At 36.4% G+C, this 24,482-nt stretch carries 18 protein-coding genes and 1 other RNA gene; 17 read left to right on the forward strand and 2 right to left on the reverse strand.

The window, feature by feature from the left end; genetic code table 11:
- The 6 genes from addA to nth all read left to right on the forward strand — a co-directional run bounded on the left by addA (position 1) and on the right by nth (position 9,604).
- Positions 1-3,612: a helicase-exonuclease AddAB subunit AddA gene (gene addA, locus AC2JF9_RS01250; RefSeq protein WP_500724872.1), complete on the forward strand. Its 3,612-nt coding sequence runs from the start codon at positions 1-3 to the stop codon at positions 3,610-3,612.
- A gap of 26 nt (positions 3,613-3,638) precedes the next feature.
- The gene (locus AC2JF9_RS01255; protein WP_500724873.1) at positions 3,639-6,449 is read left to right on the forward strand and encodes a helicase C-terminal domain-containing protein; all 2,811 of its coding nucleotides are present in this window, start codon (positions 3,639-3,641) and stop codon (positions 6,447-6,449) included.
- Complete coding sequence (locus AC2JF9_RS01260) at positions 6,418-6,900, forward strand: hypothetical protein (protein WP_500724874.1); 483 nt, start codon at positions 6,418-6,420, stop codon at positions 6,898-6,900. Before AC2JF9_RS01255 ends, AC2JF9_RS01260 begins: the two co-directional genes overlap by 32 nt.
- A 66-nt stretch (positions 6,901-6,966) precedes the next feature.
- Positions 6,967-8,265, forward strand: coding sequence for an asparagine--tRNA ligase (gene asnS / locus AC2JF9_RS01265; RefSeq protein ID WP_500724875.1), 1,299 nt, complete (start codon positions 6,967-6,969; stop codon positions 8,263-8,265).
- 68 nt (positions 8,266-8,333) lie between these two features.
- Positions 8,334-8,972, forward strand: coding sequence for a DnaD domain protein (locus tag AC2JF9_RS01270; protein ID WP_500724876.1), 639 nt, complete (start codon positions 8,334-8,336; stop codon positions 8,970-8,972).
- Positions 8,973-8,974: 2 nt separating this feature from the next.
- Complete coding sequence (nth, locus tag AC2JF9_RS01275; protein WP_500724878.1) at positions 8,975-9,604, forward strand: endonuclease III; 630 nt, start codon at positions 8,975-8,977, stop codon at positions 9,602-9,604.
- Positions 9,605-9,650: 46 nt separating this feature from the next.
- Here the strand turns inward: nth and AC2JF9_RS01280 are convergent, their stop codons facing one another.
- Both AC2JF9_RS01280 and recU read right to left on the reverse strand, forming a co-directional pair.
- Complete coding sequence (locus tag AC2JF9_RS01280) at positions 9,651-11,987, reverse strand: transglycosylase domain-containing protein (protein WP_500724879.1); 2,337 nt, start codon at positions 11,985-11,987, stop codon at positions 9,651-9,653.
- Complete coding sequence (gene recU, locus AC2JF9_RS01285; protein ID WP_500724880.1) at positions 11,968-12,609, reverse strand: Holliday junction resolvase RecU; 642 nt, start codon at positions 12,607-12,609, stop codon at positions 11,968-11,970. The genes AC2JF9_RS01280 and recU overlap by 20 nt, the downstream gene beginning before the upstream one ends.
- A 68-nt stretch (positions 12,610-12,677) precedes the next feature.
- Between recU and AC2JF9_RS01290 the strand changes: the two genes are divergently transcribed.
- From AC2JF9_RS01290 to carB, 11 genes are all read left to right on the forward strand, one after another.
- Positions 12,678-13,247 (forward strand): SLOG family protein, encoded by a 570-nt coding sequence (locus AC2JF9_RS01290; protein ID WP_500724882.1) that lies wholly within the window; start codon positions 12,678-12,680, stop codon positions 13,245-13,247.
- A 92-nt stretch (positions 13,248-13,339) separates the two neighbouring features.
- A complete protein-coding gene (locus AC2JF9_RS01295; protein WP_500724883.1) occupies positions 13,340-13,780 on the forward strand; it encodes a DivIVA domain-containing protein in 441 nt (146 codons plus the stop codon).
- A 26-nt stretch (positions 13,781-13,806) separates the two neighbouring features.
- An RNA gene (gene rnpB / locus AC2JF9_RS01300) (RNase P RNA component class B) lies at positions 13,807-14,176 on the forward strand.
- Between the two features lie 66 nt (positions 14,177-14,242).
- Positions 14,243-15,388, forward strand: a complete 1,146-nt coding sequence (locus AC2JF9_RS01305) for a THUMP domain-containing class I SAM-dependent RNA methyltransferase (protein ID WP_500724884.1) — start codon at positions 14,243-14,245, stop codon at positions 15,386-15,388.
- Positions 15,363-16,592, forward strand: coding sequence for a metallophosphoesterase family protein (locus AC2JF9_RS01310; protein ID WP_500724885.1), 1,230 nt, complete (start codon positions 15,363-15,365; stop codon positions 16,590-16,592). Before AC2JF9_RS01305 ends, AC2JF9_RS01310 begins: the two co-directional genes overlap by 26 nt.
- Before the next feature lie 13 nt (positions 16,593-16,605).
- The gene (locus tag AC2JF9_RS01315; RefSeq protein WP_500724886.1) at positions 16,606-16,944 is read left to right on the forward strand and encodes an acyltransferase; all 339 of its coding nucleotides are present in this window, start codon (positions 16,606-16,608) and stop codon (positions 16,942-16,944) included.
- A 218-nt stretch (positions 16,945-17,162) separates the two neighbouring features.
- Positions 17,163-18,839, forward strand: a complete 1,677-nt coding sequence (locus tag AC2JF9_RS01320) for a formate--tetrahydrofolate ligase (protein WP_500724887.1) — start codon at positions 17,163-17,165, stop codon at positions 18,837-18,839.
- 9 nt (positions 18,840-18,848) lie between these two features.
- Positions 18,849-19,340 carry a signal peptidase II gene (gene lspA, locus AC2JF9_RS01325; RefSeq protein ID WP_500724888.1) on the forward strand — a complete coding sequence of 164 codons (492 nt, stop codon included), beginning with the start codon at positions 18,849-18,851 and terminating at the stop codon, positions 19,338-19,340.
- Positions 19,321-20,226 (forward strand): RluA family pseudouridine synthase, encoded by a 906-nt coding sequence (locus tag AC2JF9_RS01330; RefSeq protein ID WP_500724890.1) that lies wholly within the window; start codon positions 19,321-19,323, stop codon positions 20,224-20,226. The genes lspA and AC2JF9_RS01330 overlap by 20 nt, the downstream gene beginning before the upstream one ends.
- A 4-nt stretch (positions 20,227-20,230) precedes the next feature.
- The gene (locus AC2JF9_RS01335; protein ID WP_500724892.1) at positions 20,231-21,286 is read left to right on the forward strand and encodes a carbamoyl phosphate synthase small subunit; all 1,056 of its coding nucleotides are present in this window, start codon (positions 20,231-20,233) and stop codon (positions 21,284-21,286) included.
- A gap of 2 nt (positions 21,287-21,288) precedes the next feature.
- Entirely contained in the window at positions 21,289-24,465 is a 3,177-nt protein-coding gene (gene carB / locus AC2JF9_RS01340; protein ID WP_500724893.1) for a carbamoyl-phosphate synthase large subunit, read from the forward strand.
- Positions 24,466-24,482: the final 17 nt, after the last annotated feature.

The raw sequence follows: 24,482 nt of genomic DNA on the forward strand, positions 1-24,482 counted from the left end.
ATGACCCAGTTTACAAAACAACAGAAAAAGGCCATTGATGATCACGACCTTGATATATTAGTCTCTGCCTCCGCTGGTAGCGGTAAAACTACCGTTTTAGTTCAACGATTGCTGCAAGAAATTTTAGCTGGAACTGGTGTTGATAAACTACTAGTTGTAACTTTTACCAAAGCTGCGGCTCAGGAAATGAAAAATCGTATCAAAACAGTTTTGCAAAATGAAATGAGTAAAACAGCAGAAATTAAGCAACACCGCTATTTACGTGAACAACTCAACTTAGTTGATACTGCAAATATTTCTACTGTTGATGCTTTTTGCCTTGATGTAATTCACCGTTTTTACTATGTTATTGACCTTGATCCCAGTTTTAGTGTTTTAACTGATGAAACCCAAGCAGCTCTTTTACGTGAACGCGCATTACGTGAAATAGAGAGTGAATTTTTAGAAAATGACGACCAAGACTTCATTGCCTTTTACAATAATTTTGCTGGTGATCGAGATGCTGAGTCGGCACAAGATTTATTGCTAGATCTATACCAATATGCCATGGCTAAGCCTGATTACGACAAATGGCTCAAAAGCTTGTCTGAAAAGTATGAAGTTAACGAAAACATCATCTCTTCAAAATTATGGCAAAATGAGATTAAACCGTATTTACTTTCTACATTTTCTGACTTAAACGCAAAAATTACGCATATTAGTTCAAGTTCAATCATTGAAACTAAAGAGTTAGCCAAAGTTAAAGAGAGCTATTTACTGTTGCAAAAATGTCTAAAGCTCTATCTAAACAGTCTTGAAAATGATGATAATTATAACCAACAACGTGAATTGCTCAGAAACTGTACCTTTACAAGATTTAGCAAATCTTCAAAATGGGATGAAGATCTGCTTGATTTTTATCAAGAATGTTCAGATTTAAAAAGCGAAATAAATAAAACAATTTATGATACCTTTACTGCTTTTTATGCTGCTGATGAACAAGAACAAGTTAGCCTTCTTAAAAAAGGTCAGCAGATCATGATTGCTCTTACTAAAGCTGAAAAAGCACTGATTGAACGGTTTGGGGAATTAAAGAAAGCCGAAAATTTAGTAGATTATAGTGATATGGAACAATTTGCTTACCAAATTCTTAGCCAAGACACTTCTAACTCACAACTAGCGCGTTCTTTTTACCGTAATAAATTCGAAGAAATTTTAGTAGATGAATATCAGGATATTAACCCTCTCCAAGAACGTATTCTACAAATAATTAAAAAAGACGGTCAAAATAACTTATTTATGGTAGGCGATGTCAAGCAATCCATTTATGGCTTCCGTCAAGCAGAACCAACTCTATTTTTGCATAAATATCAAGAAGCCGCTAAAAAAGAGAATGAAGGTGACGAACGGATTTTACTTTCCGAGAACTTTCGTTCAACTAATCCAGTAGTTAAAACGGTCAATCAAGTTTTCGATAGTATTTTAACACCTGATTTTGGCGGGATTGACTATAAAAAAGAGAGTCAACTGGTTTTAGGGGCTAAGTACTATCCGGAAAATCTTCCTCAAGCAAGCGAGTTTATTTATCATGATAAGGGCGAAGCGGGGCAAGAAAGCGATGCGGAAATTGACTCAGCAGAAATCGCAATAATAATTAACCGCATTAAACAATTTAAAAACGAAAATTTCCAAGTATACGATCCGCAGTTGGGCAAAACACGCCCGTTTGCGTACAGTGATATTGCCATCTTAACCAGAAGCCGCTCTGACAACTTAGCCATCATGCAAGAGTTTGCTAAAAATGATCTCCCGCTGCTAGTGACTGATGCCAAAAATTATTTTCAAACTTTAGAATTGACTGTTGTACTAGATTATCTACGCGTTATTGATAATCCTGACCAAGATATTCCGTTAGTTGCAGTTTTGCGTTCGCCGCTCTTTAACTTTTCGGAGTCCGATTTAGCTAAAATCAGAGTTCATAATAAAAATGCTAGTTTTTATGAAGCATTAACCACATATATTGCCGTTAATGATGAATTAAGCCAAATTATTAAAGAATTTCTGAATCAACTAGAGCAATTACGGCAATTTGCGGCCAATCATCGTATTTCCGAATTGATTTGGAGTATCTATGAGCGCACTAATTTATTAGAAATTATGACCGCATTGCCTAATGGAAAACAGCGCCGAGTAAACCTAGAAGCCTTGTATGAGCGCGCTAGCTCATATGAAAGTGCTGGATTCAAAGGTCTTTATCAATTTATCAACTTTATTGAGCGGATGCGTCGTAGCCAAAAAGACTTAGCCCAGCCCTTACTAACTAAGGAAGCTGGAAACTCAGTTAGGTTGATGACAGTTCACGGATCAAAAGGACTGGAATTTCCAATTGTTTTTTATATTGGATTACAACACCGTTTTCAAACAAGTGACGTAACTGGCAACTACATTATTAGTCCCGATAACGTTGGTTTGACAATTCGCTGTGAGCACTACCGCGCCGATTCACTAGTAAAATCTTATGATAATATTGCTAAGAAAAAGCAACTTCTTGAAGAAGAGGCGCGAATTCTTTATGTAGGAATGACTAGAGCACGTCAAAAACTAATCTTAATTGCAGACATTGACAATTACGAAAAAACAGTTCAAAAATGGCGTAAAATGTTAGACAGCCAGGGTAAATTAACACTCTCTAACAAGTTAAGTGCATCCCGTCCATTGAGTCTGATAGGTCCTAGCCTTCGACTCGAAAAAGTTGTTAGTCATGAAATAGGCGATGTAACCAGTGAGTTAGATGAAAGTACGGATTTTTTATTACTTCATTATCAAGGTGAACAAATTTCAGCTGATTCGACTAAAAAAGACGAAAGCAGTCAAGATGATAATTTTGAGCTTTTAAACCAGACTGCTCAAAAACTATATGACTTTACTTATCCCTTTAAAGATGCCAGTTCGACTACAGCTTATCAATCCGTTTCCGAAATAAAAAAAGCTTTTAATGACCCGTTAGAATCTGAGCTGGAAAACGCACATCTTTTATCATCAACTAATCGCTATTTGCAACCAATTGAAACCAAGCCGAGCTTTTTATTTGAAACTAAATTTACTGGCGCTGAAATTGGTACAGCAACCCACCTAATCCTGCAGTATTATGACTATCGGGGGAAAGGTGACAAACAGCAACTCGAACAAGAAATTCAAAATTTAATTGATCAAGATAAACTAAATCCTGAAATTGTTTCGAGTTTAAACAAGGATCAAATTAACTGGTTTGTTCACAGTGACTTTGCTCGTGAATTCTGGCAAAAGCCTGAGAACCTTAAACGTGAAATTGAATTTTCAAGTTTATTGTCAGCACAAACTTTGTTTAGTAACTTTAGCGATCCAAATGCTAAAATTTTAATTCATGGAACAATTGACGGTTATTTTATTAATAATGATGGCATAATATTATTTGATTACAAAACTGATCACATTGATCAGAATCACATTGACTTAGCGATTGACCTAGTTAAGCAAAAATATACTGGACAATTACGTTTGTATGAAAAAGCACTCAATTCTTTTGCTGACCAGAAAGTAAGTCAAAAATATCTGATTCTACTTGATGCGAAGAAAATTGTAGAAATCAAATAAATATATAGAAAGGAGAAAAACCAATAATGACCTTATTTGCTAAGGACACCTTTGCAGTAGTTGACCTTGAAACTACTGGCACTCAGCGCGAAGACAATAACCATATTATCCAGTTTGGCTGCGCAATTATTAAAAATATGGAAGTGGTCAAGACATATTCGTTCATGATTAATCCGCATCGTGAAATTCCTTTAGCAATTCAAAATTTAACCCATATTCATAATTCTGACGTTGCCAATCAGAAAGATTTTTCCTATTATGCACCAAAAATTGTCGAAATATTGAAAGACACGGTTTTTGTTGCGCATAACGTCAACTTTGATTTGCCGTTTTTAAATTATGAACTCGTTCAACATGGATATGAGGCCCTGACGAATCGCGCAATCGATACCGTTGAGTTAGCTAAAATTGCTTTTCCTACATCACCTTCATATAAATTGACTGATTTAACTAATCAATTAAAAATTGAACATCTTAATCCGCACAAAGCCGATTCTGATGCCTATGGTACGGCAGTCTTGCTACTTAAAATCATCCAAAAGCTGGAAAAACTACCGCAAGCTACCTTAAACACATTAAGTTCGCTAGCGCACGGATTAATTAGAGATACTTCATGGATTTTTACTACAATAGCCGATGAATCACGCAAAAAAAAGCGGCCGCTCAGTAAAGACCATATTCAAGTGCGTAACATTATCTTGCAAAAACAGCAAACGATTCCTTCAAAACATGAAAATCCTGCTGATTCGGTTTTTCCTTCTAGTAATAAAGCAAAACATAAGCTTTTTAAAGGGAAAATTAACTATCGACAGCCGCAAGTTGATTTAATCAATCGCATTAACCAATTTGTTGAAGACCCAACTCAAAAAGCATTACTGGTTGAAGCACCAAACGGAACTGGTAAAACTTTTTCTTATCTTTTTGCATACTCTTATCAATTATATACAAGTCGAAAACTAGTAGTAGCAACACCAACCAAAGTTTTACAAGACCAAATCGTCAGCCAAGAAATTCCTCAGCTACTTGATGTGACTAACTTAGATTTAGCCGCTGAAGTGGTTAAATCAAGCAGTCATTACCTTGATTTAGATGGTTTTTACCAAAGTCTATACCAAGGAACACCTAATAAACTAACTTTGGTTTTACAAATGCGGATTTTAGTTTGGTTAACAGAAACAAAAACTGGTGATTTAGACGAATTGCAACTAACTAATTATAAGGCGCCACTGTTTATCCAAATTAGTCATCCCGGAGATGCACGTGTTGGAAGTAGTTTTGCCAATGTTGATTTTTGGAACCTAGCGCGCCAAAGACAAGAAGAAGCCGATATCCTGGTTACAAACCATGCCTATCTGGCAAATCACTATAATGACACAATTTGGGGACAGAATCCTTATTTAGTAGTCGATGAAGCTCACCGGTTTGTCGATAACGTCATCAATTCGAGAAACGACTCATTTCAGTTTGAATCATTATGGGGAACGCTAAATCATTTGCGTAACTTACTCTTCTATGCCGAAGATAGCATTCTTAGCCAGTATGGTAGCGATGTTCAACTTAATTTTTTACTAGAAAAACTGGACCCGGCAATTTTGGAATTAATCAGTGTGATCAATCGGTTGCAAAAACTGCTTTATTCCAAGCGGGGTAAAGCAATTAACAAAAATGTTTTATCAAATAGCAATTTGTTGTTGAGCTTTGAAGCATTAGATTTATTTCCAAAGACGGGCAAATTTTTAAGCGAGTTAATGGAATTCCAGCGTAGGCTTGAAGATGTTCGCCAACAAACTAATCAAATTTTATTTAAATTATATAATGAAACTGATAGCTCTGGCGCCGATCGCGATGCTGTTTTAAGTGAAATAACAACCCAAATCGACCACTTGGATTACTACATCACTAAAAGCTACCAACTGTCTGACTTACTACATTCGCCGGCTAATCTGAAGCAAGAAGGATTTTTGGTCACTTTAACAAACCCGCAAGATCCTTTAAGTGTCAACTTAAGTTGGTTGATGCTTGATGCTTCAAATGAACTTAAGCAAATATATGAGCGTTTTAATCATCTTGCTTTTGTTAGTGCAACTTTAACTAGTGAAAATGATTTCGCGTTTACAATTAAGCAACTCGCATTATCTGACCTTAATCCACAAAAATACATTGGAGTTAGCACATTTAAATTAGCCGAACACCTGCAAGTTCTTTCAGTCACTGATCTACCGGACATTGCCAACCAACAGTTTGACAAAACACTCGCACAAATCTTAGAAAATGATTTGTCTAAAAAAGATCATATTCTTGTGTTGATGACTAATTTGGATAAAATTAGAGAAATTTTCAGTGCTATTTTAAATTCACCAAGTTTGCGCGACTTTGAAATCTTAGCTCAAGGTGTCTCAGGATCAAATAATCGGATTACTAAGCGCTTTGCTATTGCAAAAAAAGCTATTTTAATTGGGGCGGACAGTTTTTGGGAAGGCATCGACTTCCATGACTGTGGTATTGATTTAGTGATTGTTGCTAAATTACCATTTGAATCACCCGATCTACCAGAAGTTAGGCTTCGGCAGCGTCAACTGCAAAATCAGGGTATTAATGTCTTTCAAAATGATACGATGCCCCGAGCAGTAATTAGATTTAGGCAGGGAATGGGGCGCCTAATCCGTGGCGAAAACGACTATGGTCAATTTTTAATTTTAGATTCGCGCATTTGGACGAAAGATTATGGTAAAGTATTTTTAAATGCAATTCCTGTAAATACCCAAAAAATAAGTTTAAAAGAATTACGGAACAAGTTAGATAACTATGATAAAAGACGATACAAGACAAACAATTGAGTTTGTAGCGTGGTTAGTTGGAATAATTGTCTTTATTTACTTTGCGTTCTTGGTTATTTTTTACAAATCAAGTAGTCCGGAACGTAATGAAACACGCCAAATGAACCAAATTGCGTTGCAAAAATCACCAATTAGACAAATTAAAAAGAACTATCATTTAAATCGGGGAACTAATAGCTACGCGCTAGCGGGTACTGCAAAAGATCACAGTAAGTATTATTTTATTTATTTACCGGGTTCAAAAAAGGCATATCTGTTTCCTGCTACCAAAGGTGTTAGTGAGCAAACTGTTCGTAAAAAGTTTGCTACAAAACGTCCATCTGATCAAATTTCAAAAGTAAATCTGGGTTGGTATCGCAATCAAGCCGTCTGGGAAGTTACCAGTAAAAATGCAATGGGTGACTATCACTACCAACTCTACGAATTTAAAAGTGGAAAATTAATAGGTTAAGTCGCTAATTAAAAGAAACTTTGGTATTATTAAGTTGATACGATAAGGAAAGTGGAATAAGAGTTTATGACAAAATTAATTTCAATTAGAGATTGTTCCAAGCATGTAGACGAAGAGGTCCAGATGCATGTTTGGTTAACTGACAAACGATCAAGCGGTAAAATTGTTTTCTTACAACTACGTGATGGTACGGCATTCTTTCAAGGTATTATCCGCAAAAATGACGTTTCCGAAGAAGTTTTTGAAACTGCTAAATCTTTGCATCAAGAAGCAAGTTTTTACATTACTGGTACAGTTCATCAGGATGAACGTTCTCACTTTGGTTATGAAATTCAAATTTCTGACTTAAAAGTGTTTACCAACAATGAAGGATACCCAATTGGAAACAAAGAACATGGTATTGAGTTCTTGCTTGATCATCGTCACCTTTGGCTTCGAAGCAGACGCCCATTCGCTATCATGCGGATTAGAAACATGATTTACAAAGCAACGGTCGATTTCTTTGAAAACGAGGGCTTTGTTAAATTTGACGCTCCGATTTTTATGCATTCAGCACCTGAAGGCACTACTGAACTATTCCATACTGAATACTTTGGCGGAGATGCTTATCTTTCTCAATCTGGTCAATTATATGGTGAAGTTGGGGCAGAGGCTTTTGGTAAGATTTTTACTTTTGGTCCAACTTTTAGAGCTGAAGAATCAAAAACTAGACGTCATTTGACTGAATTTTGGATGATGGAACCAGAGATGGCTTGGATGCATCAAGATGAGTCGCTCGATCTTCAAGAACGATTCCTTTCTTATGTTGTTAAACAAGTACTGGATAATTGTCAATACGAATTAGAAATACTTGGTCGTGATCCTAAGAAATTGCAACCTGCTGCTGAAGGCAACTACACACGTTTATCATACGATGACGCGGTTAAAATGCTCCAAGAAGATGGTCGTGACTTTAAGTGGGGAGAAGATTTTGGCGCTCCTGATGAAGCTTTTATTTCTGAAAGGTTTGATCGTCCGTTCTTTATTGTTAATTATCCAACTGCCATTAAACCATTTTACATGAAGAAAAATCCTGAAAATCCCAAGGAATATCTCTGTGCTGATGTATTAGCACCTGAGGGATATGGCGAAATCATGGGTGGATCTGAACGTGAGAGCGACTACGACACACTAAAAGAGCAAATTAAAGCAGCTGGCTTAAACGAAGAAAACTATAGCTGGTACTTAGACCTGCGTAAATATGGTAGTGTGCCTCACTCTGGCTTCGGCATGGGTTTTGAGCGTGTAATTGCTTGGATTTGCAAGTTAGATCATGTGCGCGAGACTATTCCGTTCCCAAGAATGATCAACCGTATTGAGCCATAAAGATATTAATCAATTACTTAAAAAGTTGAACTAATTTTAGTTCAGCTTTTTTAAAAGGAGAAGTTATTTTGCATTATAATAAATACCGTACTTTAGGTTTTACTACGCTTTCAAATGGCCTCCTTGCGTATTATTCTCAACTTAAAATTAGTGATGCCGAGTTGGTTTTAGTTATTCAACTAGAAATGTTTGCTCAAAAGGGAGAAACATTTCCTTCTAATGAATCGCTCGCAAGTAATATGAACTTTTCAACTACTGAAGTTGCCAGCATCATTCAACAGCTAATTGAAGAAGGTAATCTAACAATTGATCAAATAACTGATGATAAGGGACGTATTGGAAATCGTTATAATCTTGATCAGCTCTATTTAAAGTTAGATGATCTATTAGCTAAAAACCTAACACCAAATGACTCAGCTGAAAATGAAAAGCCTGCTACCAACGTAGATAATAGTCCCCTAAATCAGCTAATGCGCCAATTTGAAATTGAATTTGGTCGTTATTTAAGTCCAATTGAACGCGAAGAAATTGCTGGTTGGCTTAATGTTGACCATTACGATCCAGAAATAATTAAAATGGCGTTAAGAGAGGCGGTCTTATCTCAAGCCTATAGTATAAAGTACGTTGACCGAGTATTGCTTAATTGGCAAAGACATAATCTAAAAACAACTAGTGAAGTACAAAAGTTTTTACAAAGGAATCGGTAAAAATGCCTGATGAGAAATTATTAAGCGCAAAAGAGGCACGAAAAGTGCTAAATGCTATCAACAATATGTATCCTGATGCCAAAAGTGAATTAGTTTGGGATAATAAATTTCACTTGCTTTGCGCCGTCCTGATGAGTGCCCAAACGACTGACAAGATGGTCAACCGGGTTATGCCTAGATTTATTAGTGACTATCCTGAACCAAAGGATTTAGCCCAGGCCACAATTAAAGATATTGAAGAGCATATTTCAAAAATTGGACTTTATCACTCAAAAGCAAAACATCTCAAAGAAACTGCTAAGATTTTAGTCAAAAAGTACAACGGTGTGATTCCAAAAGATAAAAACTTATTAGTAACGCTTCCTGGGGTAGGTGAGAAAACTGCCAATGTCGTTTTAGCAGATGGATATGGCATACCGGCAATTGCTGTTGACACACATGTGTCTCGTATTTCGAAGAGATTTCATATTGTTCCTCAGGATGCCAAGCCACTTGAAATTGAAAAAAGACTTGAAGAAATTTTGCCCAAAAAAGAGTGGGTTCACACTCACCATGCAATGATATTGTTTGGTCGTTACTCAATGACTGCTCGGGATAAAGAAGACCCATACAGCTATTTGAAAACAAAATAAAGAAAAGAGTATAGCTTAATAAAAAGCTATACTCTTTTAATTTACTTTAATGATGATCACCTTGTTCAATACCCGGCGAGCCATTTTCGTTTGGCTTTTTATCATGGCTTCCGGATTCTTCAGATTGATTTTCGTCCTTATCTTTATTTTGCTCCGGTGACTGATTATTGTTATTATTAGGATTTTGATCTTTGTCATGACCAGAATTATTAGGATTATCATCCGATTGGGTTTCAGAAGGGTTTTTCTTACGCTTGATTGTTTTTTTCTGCTGAGAGTATGAGGATTGGTCACTTGTCTGCGCTTCACTTCCATCATCATCACTGGTATCATCAACAATGCCAGCAGGAGCATGTCCACGAACAAACAACTGCCATTCACCAGTAGGAGAGACCTCCGGAGGATTTGAGTTTTTGCGGATTTTTGCTCTAATTACGGAATCTGGCTTTTGCCAATCTACATTTTCTTTATCTTGCATCAAATAGGTCATCATATTCTTATAGAGTAATTGAGCAGACTGTTGGCCGACACCTGAAATTGTGCCATCTTTGAGATTATCATAACCAGTCCAAATACCAATTGAGTAGTTTTGCGTATAGCCCACGAACCAGGAATCTTTCGGAGTTGCACCATAAGCTGGGTAACGAGCTAATTCTTCGTTTGAGTATTTAACTGAACCTGTCTTACCTGCATGATAAAGTCCCTTAATCTGCGCATTAGTACCGGAGCCGCGCTTAATCACACCCTTGAGCATATCAGTAATCATGTAAGCTGTTGACTTACTCATTACGCGAATTCCTTCAGAATCATAATTTCTGGTTAGACCATCTGGCGTTTCAATTTTAGAAACAAACTGCGGTTTATGGTAAACTCCCATCGTCGCAAAAGCGCTGTATGCACCAGCCATTTGTAAACTAGAGGCATCAGCTCCAATGGCTACAGCCAAACCGGAGTCCTTTGGAACGTTGATGTCCATTTTTCTAGCAAATTTAGAAGCTCGCCGAATACCAACTTCTTTTAGAGTTTTAACAGCAGGAACATTTCTTGACTGCTCTAAGGCATGACGAATGTTAATTAAACCTTCATACTTATTATCCCAGTCATATAACTGGACATTGGTCCCAGGATAAATGTACTTACTATCATCAATTACTTTCGCGGTTGACCAATTGAGATACTCAATTGCTGGAGCATAATCCAGCACTGGTTTAATAGAAGAACCTGTTGAACGACTAGTTTGAACCGCACGGTCAAGACCAAGTTGAACCGTAGAAGGGATATGGCGTCCACCAATAATTGCAACCACATGACCGTTGCTTGGGTCAACTACGGAAGCTCCGACTTGCATCTTACCATCAGTAAACGGAACCTGATTGTCATTAACTAACTGATATAGTTTCTTTTGAGCATTTTGGTTCATATTTACCGTGATTTTTAAGTTATCTCGGTAAGGATCAAAGCCTTTATCTTTAACTTCCTGAATTGTTTCCTTAATATAAGGATCGTAAATTTTACGTAAATTCGACTGTGTTTTTTGTTGATGAGGTTTCAAACCTTTTTTAATACTCTCATTTTTAGCTTGATTATACTGGGCCTGAGTAATTTTCTTATTCTCAAGCATCGCTTGTAAAACAATATCGCGACGATATTTCGCATACTTAGGATATGTATATGGATTATATGCCGTTGGACGGTTAGGCATTCCAGCAAGTAGAGCAGTCTGTGAAAGGTCTAATTCACCAATTTTCTTACCGTAGTAATAATTAGCTGCGGTACCGATTCCGTAATTACCATAATTCATATAAACCTTGTTAATGTAAAATTCCAAGATTTCATCATGAGTGTACTCACGTTGAACTCGCATTGCTAACCAAGCCTCTTGCGCTTTACGGCGAAGAGTTCTTTGCGATGGATCAGTCGAAAAAACTGTCAGTTTAACGAGCTGCTGCGTAATTGTTGAACCACCAGCTGAAATGCTCTGACTTTGCGCATTTGTTAGCATCGAAGCAACGATTCTGATGGGATCAACACCTAAGTTATCATTATAAAAGCGTTTATCTTCAACAGAAACAATGGCATCTTTTAACAATTGCATATCATCATTGTCTTTGGCATAAATCCTTTTTTCCGAACCCAGTGATAATAAAAATTTACCACTAGTTGTATAAAGTCCGGTTGAACCGCCACTTTCAAGTTGAGCACGACTGATATTAGGTGCATCTTTTGCATAAAAAGCAAAAAGGCCGACTCCCGAAAGTAAAATTAAAAATATAACCATAAAAGACCATTTGACAATTCGTCGCCACAATGGTTTGGGCAAATTTTCTCGGTAATTTTGTCGTGATTCGCGTCCATTATTTGAATTATAACTTCTGTTTGCCATTATTAAATTTCCTATCTGCGATAAATTGATCTACTGCGACTAGATACGGTAGAGTAGGCTGAAAGCTACTTTTAATTTCGACTGACCATTCTTCAACTTCTTTTAACGTTACAGAACCTTTTCCTTTAGTCCACCAGGCTTTAATCACTGCACTTGCAGGAGTGACAAAATACCTGTTCAAAGTAGTAAAACCGATAATCGTAAAACAAATACCTTTTTGTTTCAAGCACTGCTCTAGGTGGAGAATTTGATGTTCATGGAAATTTTTTAAAGGAAAACTAGTCTTATTTTTAGTTTCTTTAGCTTCAAAATCCAAATAGTAGCCTTTATATACACCATTATAATCTGTCGTAGACTCTTGACGAAAATATGCTTCCTTAATGACCGCTCTGGATCTTTTAGGATAGTCTACCTTAACGATTTGAATCGGCGTTGGTTTTTTATGAACAACCGCTATCTCCTTATTACGATAATATTTATTTGATTCGTTAATCATCTGTTCAAGTGTCATTCCACGATCAGAAAAGCTCGCATTCTTACGAAGCGTGTATTTTTTTCTAAGCTTAAGATCTTTTTCAGATTTATGAAATTCAGCTGAACTGCCGTTTGGATATTTGACCATCAATCTCACTCCTGCTAGCATTATAGCAAAAAGAAAAAGTTTTTGAACAAGGAGCTACCTATTTCAATATGCAACGTCTATGGGTAACCGGATACCGAAATTACGAAATGAATACTTTTGGCGATAAAGATCCAAAAATCAAAATTATAAAACTGGTTATTGAAAAACAATTAATCGAATTGCTGGAAAGCCAACAACTTGATTGGGTAATCACTGGCGCTAATCTTGGGATAGAGCAGTGGGCTAGTGAAGTTGCAATTAAGCTGCGCAAAACATATCCATTGCGTGTTTCAATGATTATTCCTTATGAAGAGTTCACTAACAGATGGAATGAAACTAACCAAGAAAAATTTTTCAATTTGAAAAAACAGGTTGATTTTTTTGCTTCGACTTCTAATCAAACATACCAAAGTCCGGTTCAACTGCGAAATTACCAGAACTTCATGTTAACCCATACCGATGGAGCATTAATGGTTTATGATTTAGAAAATCCTGGCAAACCCCAGTTTGATTATAATTTAATCAAAAAATATCAAAAAACAAATGATTATGCATTAGAATTAATTGATTTTTATGATCTTCAGGATGCAGCCGAAGAATATCAGTCAAACCTGGAAGATGATTTTTTTAATGAATAATCTTAAAACTTTTGCTAAACTTAACTTTTCAGTGTTAAGAAACTTTGCTTTTTGCTAGAATAGAGTAGGAATAATAAAGGAGCGTCATAGCTATGGCAGATTTAAATGATGTTAAATTATCTACACAAGATATATTAAAAAAACAATTTAGAACAAAAGTTAAGGGAATAGACCCAGATGAAGTTGATGCTTTTTTAGACCAAGTAATTGCCGATTACGATACATTTGAACAAATTATTGAAGACTTGTATGGACAGATTGGTAAATTACAAGGCGAACTAATGAGTGACAACCATAAAGAAAAGGAAGTTCAAGAGCAAAGAACTAGAAAAATGCCCCCAGTTAGTTCGGAACCTCAGGAAAATGTTAAGACATATATTCCAAGTCAAAATTCTAGTGCTGCTTTTAGCACCCTTAGTGAAGAATCGCCGACTGAAAATTCAACTAACATGGCTATAATTCAACGTATTTCAACGCTGGAACGCAAAGTTTATAACTTGGAACAAAGAGTTTACGGATTACAAAAACAATAAGCTCTGGTATAATTTTTAATAGTGCAAATTTTGAGCAGTCGCGGTTTGATCCTTTAAGGTCAAGCTGAGGAAAGTCCACGCACGCACAGGCTGAGATGCTTGTAGTGATCGTATTTAGCCCAATAAGCTAAAGAATTTTTATTACAAATTACGGCGAAAAAAGTGCTAAGTCTTTTGATATGCATGAATATTCTGAAAAGTGCCACAGTGACGAAGCTCGAGTGGAAACACTCTTGGTGGAACGAGGTAAACCCTGCGAGCGTGCAACCCAAATTTGGTGGGGGCGTCTAGTCTAGGGAATTGAACTAAAGGCTAGATTGCTATTTTAGCAAAGATAGATGGCTGCCAAAAGTTGTTTATGCCAAAAACAACTCGAACAGAACGTGGCTTATAGAAATTTGCACTGGCAGCGTTGAGCTTTTCAAAGGGCTCAACGCTTTTTTTAGAAATGAAAGAATAAAAATGAATAAGTACCAACTTTACACAACAATGGGAGCAGGCTTTGAAAGCGTTGTTGCCAAAGAACTACAATCTCTTGGCTATGATACGCAAACCGAAAATGGTCGAGTTTTTTTTAAAGGTGATCAATCTGACATTGTCAAAACCAATTTATGGCTTAGAACAGCTGATCGGGTTAAGATACTACTAAAAGAATTCAAGGCAGTAGATTTTGAAACACTATATGATCAAGTTTATGAAATTGACTGGGCCGAACTTTTACCGGTTGATGCCAAGTTCCCGGTTCAAGGAAGATCCGTACGTTCAAAGCTGCATTCTGAGCCTGGTATTCAGTCAATTGTCAAAAAAGCTATCGTCAACAAAATGTCGGAGCAATACCATCGTCGCGGTTTCTTACCAGAAAGTGGCAGTGAGTATCCGCTTGACATACATATCTATAAAGATAAGGCGCGCGTTTCTCTTGATACAACAGGAGCAAGTCTTTTTAAACGTGGATACCGCATTGAACATGGTGGAGCACCACTTAAAGAGAATTTTGCCGCAGCTTTAATTAAGCTAACGCCGTATGATGGTAGTCATCCTTTAATTGATCCAATGACTGGTTCGGGAACATTGGCAATCGAAGCCGCATTAATTGGAAAAAACATTGCTCCAGGTTTATGGCGTAAATTTGCATTTGATGACTTTGATTGGTTTAATCCCGAATTTCATAATGAAGCAATTAAAGACGCTAAAGCCAAAATAAAACCGCTTGAGCAGACAATTTGGGCCTGCGATATTGATCAATCAATCTTAGAAATTGCTAAGTTAAACGCTAATAATGCAGGTGTTTTACAAGACATCTACTTTAAACAAATTGCGGTAAAAGATTTTGCAACTGACCTTAAAAATGGCATAATTATTGCTAATCCACCATATGGTAAACGTTTAAAAGAAAAGAAAACTGCTGAAGAACTATATACGCAAATGGGAGAGACTTTTCTTAAGTACAATGACTTCAGCCAATATTACTTAGTCGGTGACCCTGACTTTGAAAAGTGCTTTGGAAAACAAGCAACCAAAAAACGTAAATTATTTAATGGTAATCTTCGAGTTGATTTTTATCAGTACTGGGCAAGCAAAAATGATTACGGACAAGTTAAACACTGAATTTTGGGTGATTACTGATACCCATTTGATTGCTGATGAGCTTCATGATAATGGTAAAGCATTTCAGGATATTCAAACAACTAGCCAAGGTAAAGACTTGGTTTACCAGGAAATTGCTCTTAAGGCTTTTTGCAAGTTAATTAATCTAAAAAAGCCAGCCGCGCTAATTGTCACAGGTGATGTTACTTTTAACGGTGAATTAATATCTGCGCAGAAATTTCAAGAAATTTTTAGCTCTTTAACTGATACCAAGCTGTTAATTTTACCAGGGAATCATGACATTTTTGATGGTTGGGCGCGCAGTTTTAAGGGATCAAAACAACTTTATACAGAGCAAATCAGCCCGATAAACTGGAAGAGTATTTTTAGTGAGTCTTATAATTGTGCATTAAATGAGGACGCATTTTCTTTAGCATATAGCGTCCAATTGAATCCACAGTATTTACTGCTACTTCTTGACTCAAATATCTACGGAACTCATGAAGTCAGTGGTGCGCCAAATACTGAGGGGCAGATTAACGAAGAGCAGCTCGTCTGGCTGGAAAAGCAGCTTAACTATGCAAAAGCAAGCAATTTAAGACCTCTTTTGTTTTTACATCATAACTTGTACATTCATAATCCAGCGGTTAATCGTGGATTTGTTTTAAACAATGCTCCGTTTTTGCGACAGTTCTGTAAGGACTTTGATATAAAACTCGCTTTTTCTGGACATATTCATGCTCAGAATATAGTTGGGCCACAAGGACAAACACCAACTACTGAAATTGCCACTTCTAGTTTTTGTTCTTATGATCAAGCATACGGAGTAGTAAAAGTACATCCAGATGGTTTGACTTATGATCGGCAGACTTTTGAAATGACTAGCTTTTTAACTGAAAATGAGCAAAGTGATTATACATTGACTCATTTTCATGATTATTTAAAAGAAATTCAATTACGCAACCTAGCAAATAACTCTAAACGCAAAGTTAAAATTGGAAAACCGGAGTCATCTCTGCAGCAAAACATTAACCGCTTGTTTATTGATATGAATTATAACTATTTCACTGGTCACAATCATATTAGTGAAGAAGAACTTCATCAATTGTATGCTTCTCCAGAATTCAAAACCCTAGTGAAACAACACCCACGTTTTACTAAATATATTAAATCGTTGTATGATACAACCAATCATAGCAATTTACACGCAAAAATAGATTATTAAAGAAGAAGTATTAATGAACAAAAAACATTTTTTTATTTTAGGACGCGTTGGATTAGTGTATTACAGTTGGCTGCTAATCGTTTTATTCGTTAGTCTAATTTTAGCTTATGAAAGTACAAAGGCAGTTAATTGGCCGGCAATAGTAATTTTTCTAGTTTTTGGAATATTGCTGTTGTATACATTTATGACATCATTTTGGACGAAAGACAGTTTAAAGTTGCCATTTACCAAAAAGGTTAAGAAAAACCTAGCCCCTAAATTAGTTTATAATTGGCAAATCTTCAGAATATATGAAGTCAAAGTAACTGACTTAGAAAAATACTATTTATTAAGATTTGAAAAAAGAAACTAGTTATTAAAAGCAAAATTTAAATACCAGCCCCGCAATTTATAACTATACAGTAGTTTATATCCTAAAAATCTGTTTTCATTCACCATATCCAATGTTTCTTACCAAAAGTTTGTTATAATTAAGACTGATTGATAAAAGGGTGTGACCTAGATTCTAATATGAAAAGGAAAATGACTAAATAACAGTTTATTTTTGTATTATAGAAAGAAGGATGCGTAATGAAAACAGATATTCAAATTGCTCAAGAAGCTCACGCATTACCGATTAAAGAAATTGCTGCCAAAATCGGCTTAACCGTAGATGATATTGAACCGTATGGCAATGACAAAGCCAAAATTAATTGGTCAGCTATTAACAAATTTTCTTCTAATAATCACTTAGGTAAGTTAATTTTAGTGACTTCAATTTCGCCAACTCCTGCTGGCGAAGGTAAGTCAACCATGACAATTGGTCTTGGCGACGCAATTAGCCAGCAACTTAATCAAAAAACTATGATAGCCTTGCGCGAACCATCAATGGGTCCAGTATTTGGGCTAAAAGGCGGTGCAACTGGTGGAGGACAAGCTCAGGTTATCCCGATGGAAGACATTAACCTGCACTTTACTGGTGACATGCATGCCTTAACTTCGGCCATTGATACACTTGCGGCCTTAGTAGATAACTACATATATCAAGGAAATGAAATTGGTCTTGATCCTAATCGAATTTTGTTAAAACGCGGAATAGACGTTAATGATCGTAGTTTGCGTAATATTACCATTGGACAAGGCTCGAAGTTCAATGGAGTTGAGCACAAGTCTAGTTTTGCCATTACGGTTGCTAATGAGCTAATGGCTATTTTGTGCTTAGCGACTAGTATTGACGACTTAAAGAAACGAATCGGCTTAATGTTAGTTGGCTATACTACTGACAATCAGCCAGTTTACGTTAAAGATTTGCAATTTGAAGGTGCGATCGCTGTACTTCTTTCAAATGCTTTAAAACCCAATCTAGTACAAACACTTGAACACACTCCTGCACTTGTACACGGTGGGCCATTTGCAAACATTGCCCATGGCGCTAATACAGTAATGGCTACTAATCTAGCACTTCATTTAAGTGATTATACTTTAACTGAAGCGGGATTTGGTAGTGACCTTGGTGGTCAAAAATTTATGGACTTTGTTTCTAAGCATCTGGATAAAAAACCTGATGTTAGTGTTGTCGTAGCAACAGTGCGTGCTTTAAAATATCAAGCCGAAGGTTCTACCGAGCATTTAAACGAAGAAAACCTGGATGCCTTAAGCAAAGGGTTCAAGAACTTAGAACGACATATGAATAATATGCGAAACTACAATGTACCAGTCATCGTTTTGATTAATCATTTCGCAACTGATACTCAAGCTGAGCTGAATTTATTACAAGAACTCGTTCAAAAGCAAGGAATTAAAGCAATGGTAGTTGACTACCATGAAAGAGGTTCAAAAGGTGGCATTGAAGCTGCTCAAGCTGTTGTGGAGCTTGCAAATTCTGGAAAAGCTAATTTAGAATCGACTTACAATGAAAGTGACTCACTTAAAACTAAGATTGAAAAAATAGCTCAGAAAATTTATCATGCCAAAGCTGTTGAATATAGTGACAAAGCTGAAACGGATATTCGTGAATTAGTGCAAATTGGTAAAGATAAATTGCCTGTTATTATCGCTAAAACACAATATTCGTTTACTGATAATCAAAAACTCTTGGGTGCGCCATCTGATTTCACTTTGCACGTAAAAGGTGCTAGTCTCAAAAATGGTGCTGGTTTCATCGTAATTACTACTGGTCATGTTTTAGACATGCCTGGTTTGCCTAAGCATCCAGCTGCTCTTGATATTAATATTGATAGTAACGGCAAAATTAGCGGATTATTTTAAGTTATACCTATGCAATTTTTATATTTACTTATTTCTTTAATAGTGGTTGTCGCCGATCAAGGCCTAAAGTCCTTTATTGTTGATAATTATCACCTAGGTGAAGTACATCAAGTTATTCCTGGAATTTTATCGTTTAATTACGTTCAAAATAATGGAGCTGCTTGGAATATTTTACCGGGACAAATGTGGCTTTTTTATATTATGAGTGGGTTTTCAATTATAGTCTGTCTTTATTACCTATTTAATTTTTACAACAAAAGTGCTCTTTTAGCTGTTGGTTTTGCTTTGGTAATAGGCGGGATAATTGGTAATTTGATTGATCGCATTCATTTGCAATATGTAGTTGACATGTTGCAAGTCGATTTTATCAACTTTAATATTTTTAATATTGCCGATTCTGCCATAACAGTTGGTATTATTGTTGTGTTTATCTCTTTGCTGATTTTTGATAAAAAATCGGAAAAGAGTGAAAAAAAAGAAAATGAAAAAATACAGCCTTAGAGTAGAGCAGGAAACCGGTAGGTTAGATAAATACATTGCTGGAAAAATCAACTCTTTATCTCGAACCAGAATTAAAGAACTAATCCAAGATAAGTTCATTTTAGTAAATGAGCAAACCGAAAAAGTGTCCTATCAGGTGCAAAAAAACGATCTAGTTACGGTGATTGTTCCAGCGGTTAAACCACTTTCAGTTTTGCCAGAGAACATTCCACTTGATATTATTTACGAAGATAATGATGTAATTGTTGTCAATAAGCCGCAAGGAATGGTCGTTCATCCCTCTGCGGGGCATCCCGAGCATACCCTAGTAAATGCCCTCATGTATCATACTGCAGAACTAGCTACTAGCCCAGAAGGCTTTCGTCCAGGAATTGTTCATCGAATCGATAAAGATACATCTGGTTTATTAATGATTGCTAAAACTGCAAGTGCGCGCGAAAATCTTGAAGATCAGCTAGCTCACAAGACAAACAAGCGCCAGTACTTAGCAATTGTTCATGGTAATTTCACTGAAAATTCAGGAGTAATTAAGGCGCCAATCGGACGCGACCATTACAATCGTAAAAAGATGGCAGTAGTCGAAAATGGCAAAAAAGCTGTGACTCGTTTTACGGTTTTAGAACAATTTAATGATTACAGTTTGATTTGCTGTCAATTGGAAACCGGACGCACCCATCAAATTAGGGTACATCTAAGCTATATTGGGCATCCAGTAGCAGGTGATCCATTATATGGACCTCACCACACTTTAAAGGGCAAGGGGCAGTTTTTACACGCTGAGATTCTTGGTTTTAATCATCCCCGAACAGGAAATTGGCTTGAATTTAAAGTTAGACCGCCTGAAATTTTTACAAAAAGACTAGCTGAGTTAAGAGAAACAAAGTGATGAAATGAAACGATATCTAATTTTAGAAGATGGTAGTTCATTTGCAGGTGAGGGGCTTGGAGCTTCAATTATTTCAACTGGTGAATTAGCAATTCAAACCGGAAATTTTGGTTATCAGGAGGCCTTAACTGATCCAACAAATGCTGGTAAAATTTTGATTTTTACTGCACCTATGATTGGCGGCAACGGCATTAATGCCATTGATTATGAAAGTATCAATCCAACTGTAAAAGGAATTATTGCTAATGATGTTGCAAGTAACATCTCGGATAGCGAAAATTTTCAAGACTTGGACTCTTTCTTAAAGGAAAAGGGTATTCCCGCAATTTATAACATCGATACCAGGGCACTAGTTCATCGTCTAATTAAAGAGAAAACAATTAAAGCTTCAATCATGGATACTAATGATGAACACTCTTTTGATCAAATTAAAGCACTAGTTTTACCTAAAAATAAGTCAGCATCGGTCTCAACTAAGAACCCGTATGCGGTACCTAACGTCGGTAAAACAGTCGCTATCATTGATTTAGGACTTAAGCACTCGATGCTACGGGAATTATCATTGCGAAAAGTTAACGCTACTGTCTTACCTTATGACGTTTCCGTACCTGATATTAGAAATCTTCGCCCAGAAGGTATTATTGTTTCTGGCGGACCAGGTAAAGTTGAAGAAGTTAAAGCTAATCTCAAACCTATTTTTGATGCTTTTTATGGTCAATATCCAATTTGGGGTATCGGGCTTGGCTTTTTAGTATTAAGTGACTACTTAAACTTTGAACTAGTAAATTTACCTGAGGCTTTCAATGGAACAAATTATCCAGTAATCGACCAAAATACTAACCGAATTTGGCAAGTTGCCATGAATATTGATCAGCTGATTTTACCAAACAGCGTTCAGATGAAAATGGAAAAAGAATATTATGACCTGCACAGCGATTTACTAGCTGGCTTTAGTAATAAAGAAAACAAAGTGATTGCTACGGCTTTCAATGCTGAAGGAGCACCAGGAAGTTTAGACGCACTCAGCGTTTTTGACGATTTTGTAAAGATGATGGTGTAATAATGCCTTTAGATAACGATTTAAACAAAGTATTAATTATCGGAGCAGGTCCCACCTTAATTGGTAATGTTTCTGAAACTGATGTGCTCACCACTGATGCAATCCAAGCACTTTTAGAAGATGACATTCAGGTTGTTCTTGTAAATCCAAACCCGGCAACCATTTCGACTGATAAACAACCCGGTGTTACTGTCTACCTAGAACCAATGTCATTGGATTTTCTGAAAAGAATTATTCGGATGGAAGAGCCTAATGCAATTATTCCTGCATATGGTTCGACCATGGGCATTAAAGTTACGCGTGAGCTAGTCAAAGACGGCATTTTAAACCAAATGGGGATCCGTTTGCTTACTTTGAATAAACAAACTCTGGGAATTAATACTCACCAAAAGTTGACCACCTTTTTAGAGCAAAACGATGTTCCGGTCAATCGCTATTGGAAATTGTCTTCTTTTGATACCAATAATATTGAGAAGCAATTAACTGAACAGATTACTTTTCCCGTTATGCTCATTAAAGAAGAACGATACTCCAATAATAAGCAAGTTGTTTTTAGTTCGGCCACAGATCTTGTTGAACATCTTAAAAAGGAACGTCAAAAAGATGATTTCTCAGCTGATCAATATCAGCTAACCGAAGATCTTTCCTCATGGGAAGAAGTCATTCTTAACATCATTCGTGACAGCAATGGAAATGTACTTTTTACTAGTTTAGCTGATACAATCGAGCCAGTTTCAATTGATTCAGGTGATTCGGCAGCTGTAATGCCTGCTTTGACGCTAAATAATGACCAAGTACAAGAATTACGTCGTATTGCCAAGAAAATCGCAGCTGGCTTGGGAACAGTTGGTATATTAAACATTCATTTTGCGGTTAAGCATCAAGGAACTAGATTTACCGTCAGAATATTAACAATTAAATCGCGTTTGACCCGCAGTGCAATCTGGTCGCAGAGAATTGGTTTATATAGCTTAGGCTATGTCGTCTGTAAAGTGGCCATTGGTTATCATTTAAATGAGATTACTGATCCATTGTCTGGCCTTAATGCTGCAATTGAACCTGCGCAAGATAAAGTGGCCATTAGGATGCCTTTTTGGTCACTAACTCAATCAGGCACCAACCACTATCTACTTGGAAATAAAATGCAAGCAAGCGGTGAAGCAATCGGGATTGGGCAAAATTTTGAGTCGGCTTTTCTAAAAGGATTAGCTTCCATGATTAATGTTAAGGCTGCAATACAAACTTTTCGTGATGAAAAGGCAAAAGACCTTGACGAAATTGTGCAAGATTTATTGCATCCCGACGAATTACACTTAATTAAACTGCTAGCTGCAATCTCAAAAGGTTTTTCCTATCAAGAACTACAGCAGATTATTAGTATCCATCCAGTTTACTATCAAAAACTTGAACATCTTGCGCAGATTGGCCATGAGTTAGCTGAAGAAGAGTTAACAGATGAACTATTAATCGAAGCTAAAAAGCGTGGTTTCCGCAATGTTTTGATTTCAGAATTAACTGGAACTAATGTTAATGCAATCAAAAAGCGACTAGAAAAATTACATCTAAAGCAAACGTACCTACAAATTGATGGGGCAGCCGGTATTTATAAGCCCCGAGTTCATGCTTATTACAGTGCATTTGGCGTACAGGATGAATCAACCACTCTCCAAAGTGCTAAAAAAGTACTGATAATTGGCATGCTCCCGTCACAAGTATCAGTAACCAGCGAATTTGATTATATGATAAGTCATGCAATTGATACTTTACATAATAATAATTATGCCACTGTATTAATTTCAAATAATGATGAGTCGGTTGCTACTAGCTTTAAAAAAGCTGACAAAATTTATTTTGAACCAATTAATACCGAAAGTATTTTGCAAGTTGCCGAAAAAGAACAAATAAAAGATGTTTTGCTACAATTTTCAGGTAAAGAAATCAATGCTTTGAGTAAAAAACTTGTTGAAAGTGGCTTACATATTTTTGGTAATCAAAGTATCAATCCTAGAGATAAAATTGAGCAAGTTTTGTCTACTCCGTTAAAATCATTAAAGCAAAACGAATTGCTAACAACTGTTGACCGGGAAGAAGCTAAAAATTTTATTCACGAAAATGATTTTCCGATTTTAATTGGTGGCTTTAATAACCAAGGTATTAAGCAAAAGTCTGCCGTTGTTTACGATCGACCAGCATTACTAAAATATCTTGACGAAAATCAGCTCTCAAAGGTTTCTTTATCGCATTTTATTGAAGGAAATAAGTATGAAATTACTGCTATTTCAGATGGTAAAGATGTTACGATTCCCGGTATCATTGAGCATTTAGAACAATCTGGCTCGCACGCTTCAGATTCAATTGCTGTTTTTCAACCGCAGAATCTTTCAAAAAGCGGAAAGAAAAGACTAACAGATTACGCTATTGAACTGATTAAACGAGTTCAAATGCGGGGAATTTTTACTTTACATTTCTTAATGGTTGATAAGAGCATCTATCTCTTACAAATCAAGCCTTACGCCGGACATAATGTTGCATTTCTTTCGCAATCACTTGGTAAAGACATCGCAGGTTGTGCAACGGAAGTACTTACCGGGCAAAACTTGAAAGACTTAGGATATAAGTCGGGACTATGGCATTCAAGTAACTTCATTTACATCAAAATGCCGGTATTTTCGTATATAGACTATAGAAGCGAAAACACATTTGATTCTAAAATGAAATCTTCTGGATCCGTAATGGGGCGTGATACTAAACTTGCCAAAGCTCTTTATAAAGGTTATGAAGCCAGTGGTTTACGTATACCAAGTTATGGTACTGTTTTTATTTCTGTTCGAGATGAAGATAAGAAACGAATGACTGAGTTAGCTCAGCGCTTTTCGCGGCTAGGATTTAAAATTGTTGCTACTGAAGGTACAGCCAACGATTTTGCTGAAGCAGGTATTACTACTGGAGTTGTAACTAAGGTACATTCTGATTCTAATAATTTGCTCGAAAAGATTCGCCGGCACAAAATTGTTATGGTTATTAATATCACTGATTTATCCGATACTGCCAGCGATGACGCAGTTAGAATTAGAGATGAAGCACTAAACATTCACATTCCAGTTCTTTCCAGTATCGAAACAACTGAATTAATCTTGGAAGTTTTAGAATCTCTGTCTTTGACTACGCAACCAGTTTAAAATAATTTTTCAACATA

This window comes from Lactobacillus sp. C449L, assembly GCF_059900815.1.

Coding starts and splice junctions, on each gene's coding strand:
- addA (WP_500724872.1), top strand. CDS start 1: ATGACCCAGTTTACAAAACAACAGAAAAAGGCCATTGATGATCACGAC.
- AC2JF9_RS01255 (WP_500724873.1), top strand. CDS start 3,639: ATGACCTTATTTGCTAAGGACACCTTTGCAGTAGTTGACCTTGAAACT.
- AC2JF9_RS01260 (WP_500724874.1), top strand. CDS start 6,418: ATGATAAAAGACGATACAAGACAAACAATTGAGTTTGTAGCGTGGTTA.
- asnS (WP_500724875.1), top strand. CDS start 6,967: ATGACAAAATTAATTTCAATTAGAGATTGTTCCAAGCATGTAGACGAA.
- nth (WP_500724878.1), top strand. CDS start 8,975: ATGCCTGATGAGAAATTATTAAGCGCAAAAGAGGCACGAAAAGTGCTA.
- AC2JF9_RS01280 (WP_500724879.1), bottom strand. CDS start 11,987: ATGGCAAACAGAAGTTATAATTCAAATAATGGACGCGAATCACGACAA.
- recU (WP_500724880.1), bottom strand. CDS start 12,609: ATGGTCAAATATCCAAACGGCAGTTCAGCTGAATTTCATAAATCTGAA.
- AC2JF9_RS01290 (WP_500724882.1), top strand. CDS start 12,678: ATGCAACGTCTATGGGTAACCGGATACCGAAATTACGAAATGAATACT.
- AC2JF9_RS01295 (WP_500724883.1), top strand. CDS start 13,340: ATGGCAGATTTAAATGATGTTAAATTATCTACACAAGATATATTAAAA.
- AC2JF9_RS01305 (WP_500724884.1), top strand. CDS start 14,243: ATGAATAAGTACCAACTTTACACAACAATGGGAGCAGGCTTTGAAAGC.
- AC2JF9_RS01310 (WP_500724885.1), top strand. CDS start 15,363: ATGATTACGGACAAGTTAAACACTGAATTTTGGGTGATTACTGATACC.
- AC2JF9_RS01315 (WP_500724886.1), top strand. CDS start 16,606: ATGAACAAAAAACATTTTTTTATTTTAGGACGCGTTGGATTAGTGTAT.
- AC2JF9_RS01320 (WP_500724887.1), top strand. CDS start 17,163: ATGAAAACAGATATTCAAATTGCTCAAGAAGCTCACGCATTACCGATT.
- lspA (WP_500724888.1), top strand. CDS start 18,849: ATGCAATTTTTATATTTACTTATTTCTTTAATAGTGGTTGTCGCCGAT.
- AC2JF9_RS01330 (WP_500724890.1), top strand. CDS start 19,321: ATGAAAAAATACAGCCTTAGAGTAGAGCAGGAAACCGGTAGGTTAGAT.
- AC2JF9_RS01335 (WP_500724892.1), top strand. CDS start 20,231: ATGAAACGATATCTAATTTTAGAAGATGGTAGTTCATTTGCAGGTGAG.
- carB (WP_500724893.1), top strand. CDS start 21,289: ATGCCTTTAGATAACGATTTAAACAAAGTATTAATTATCGGAGCAGGT.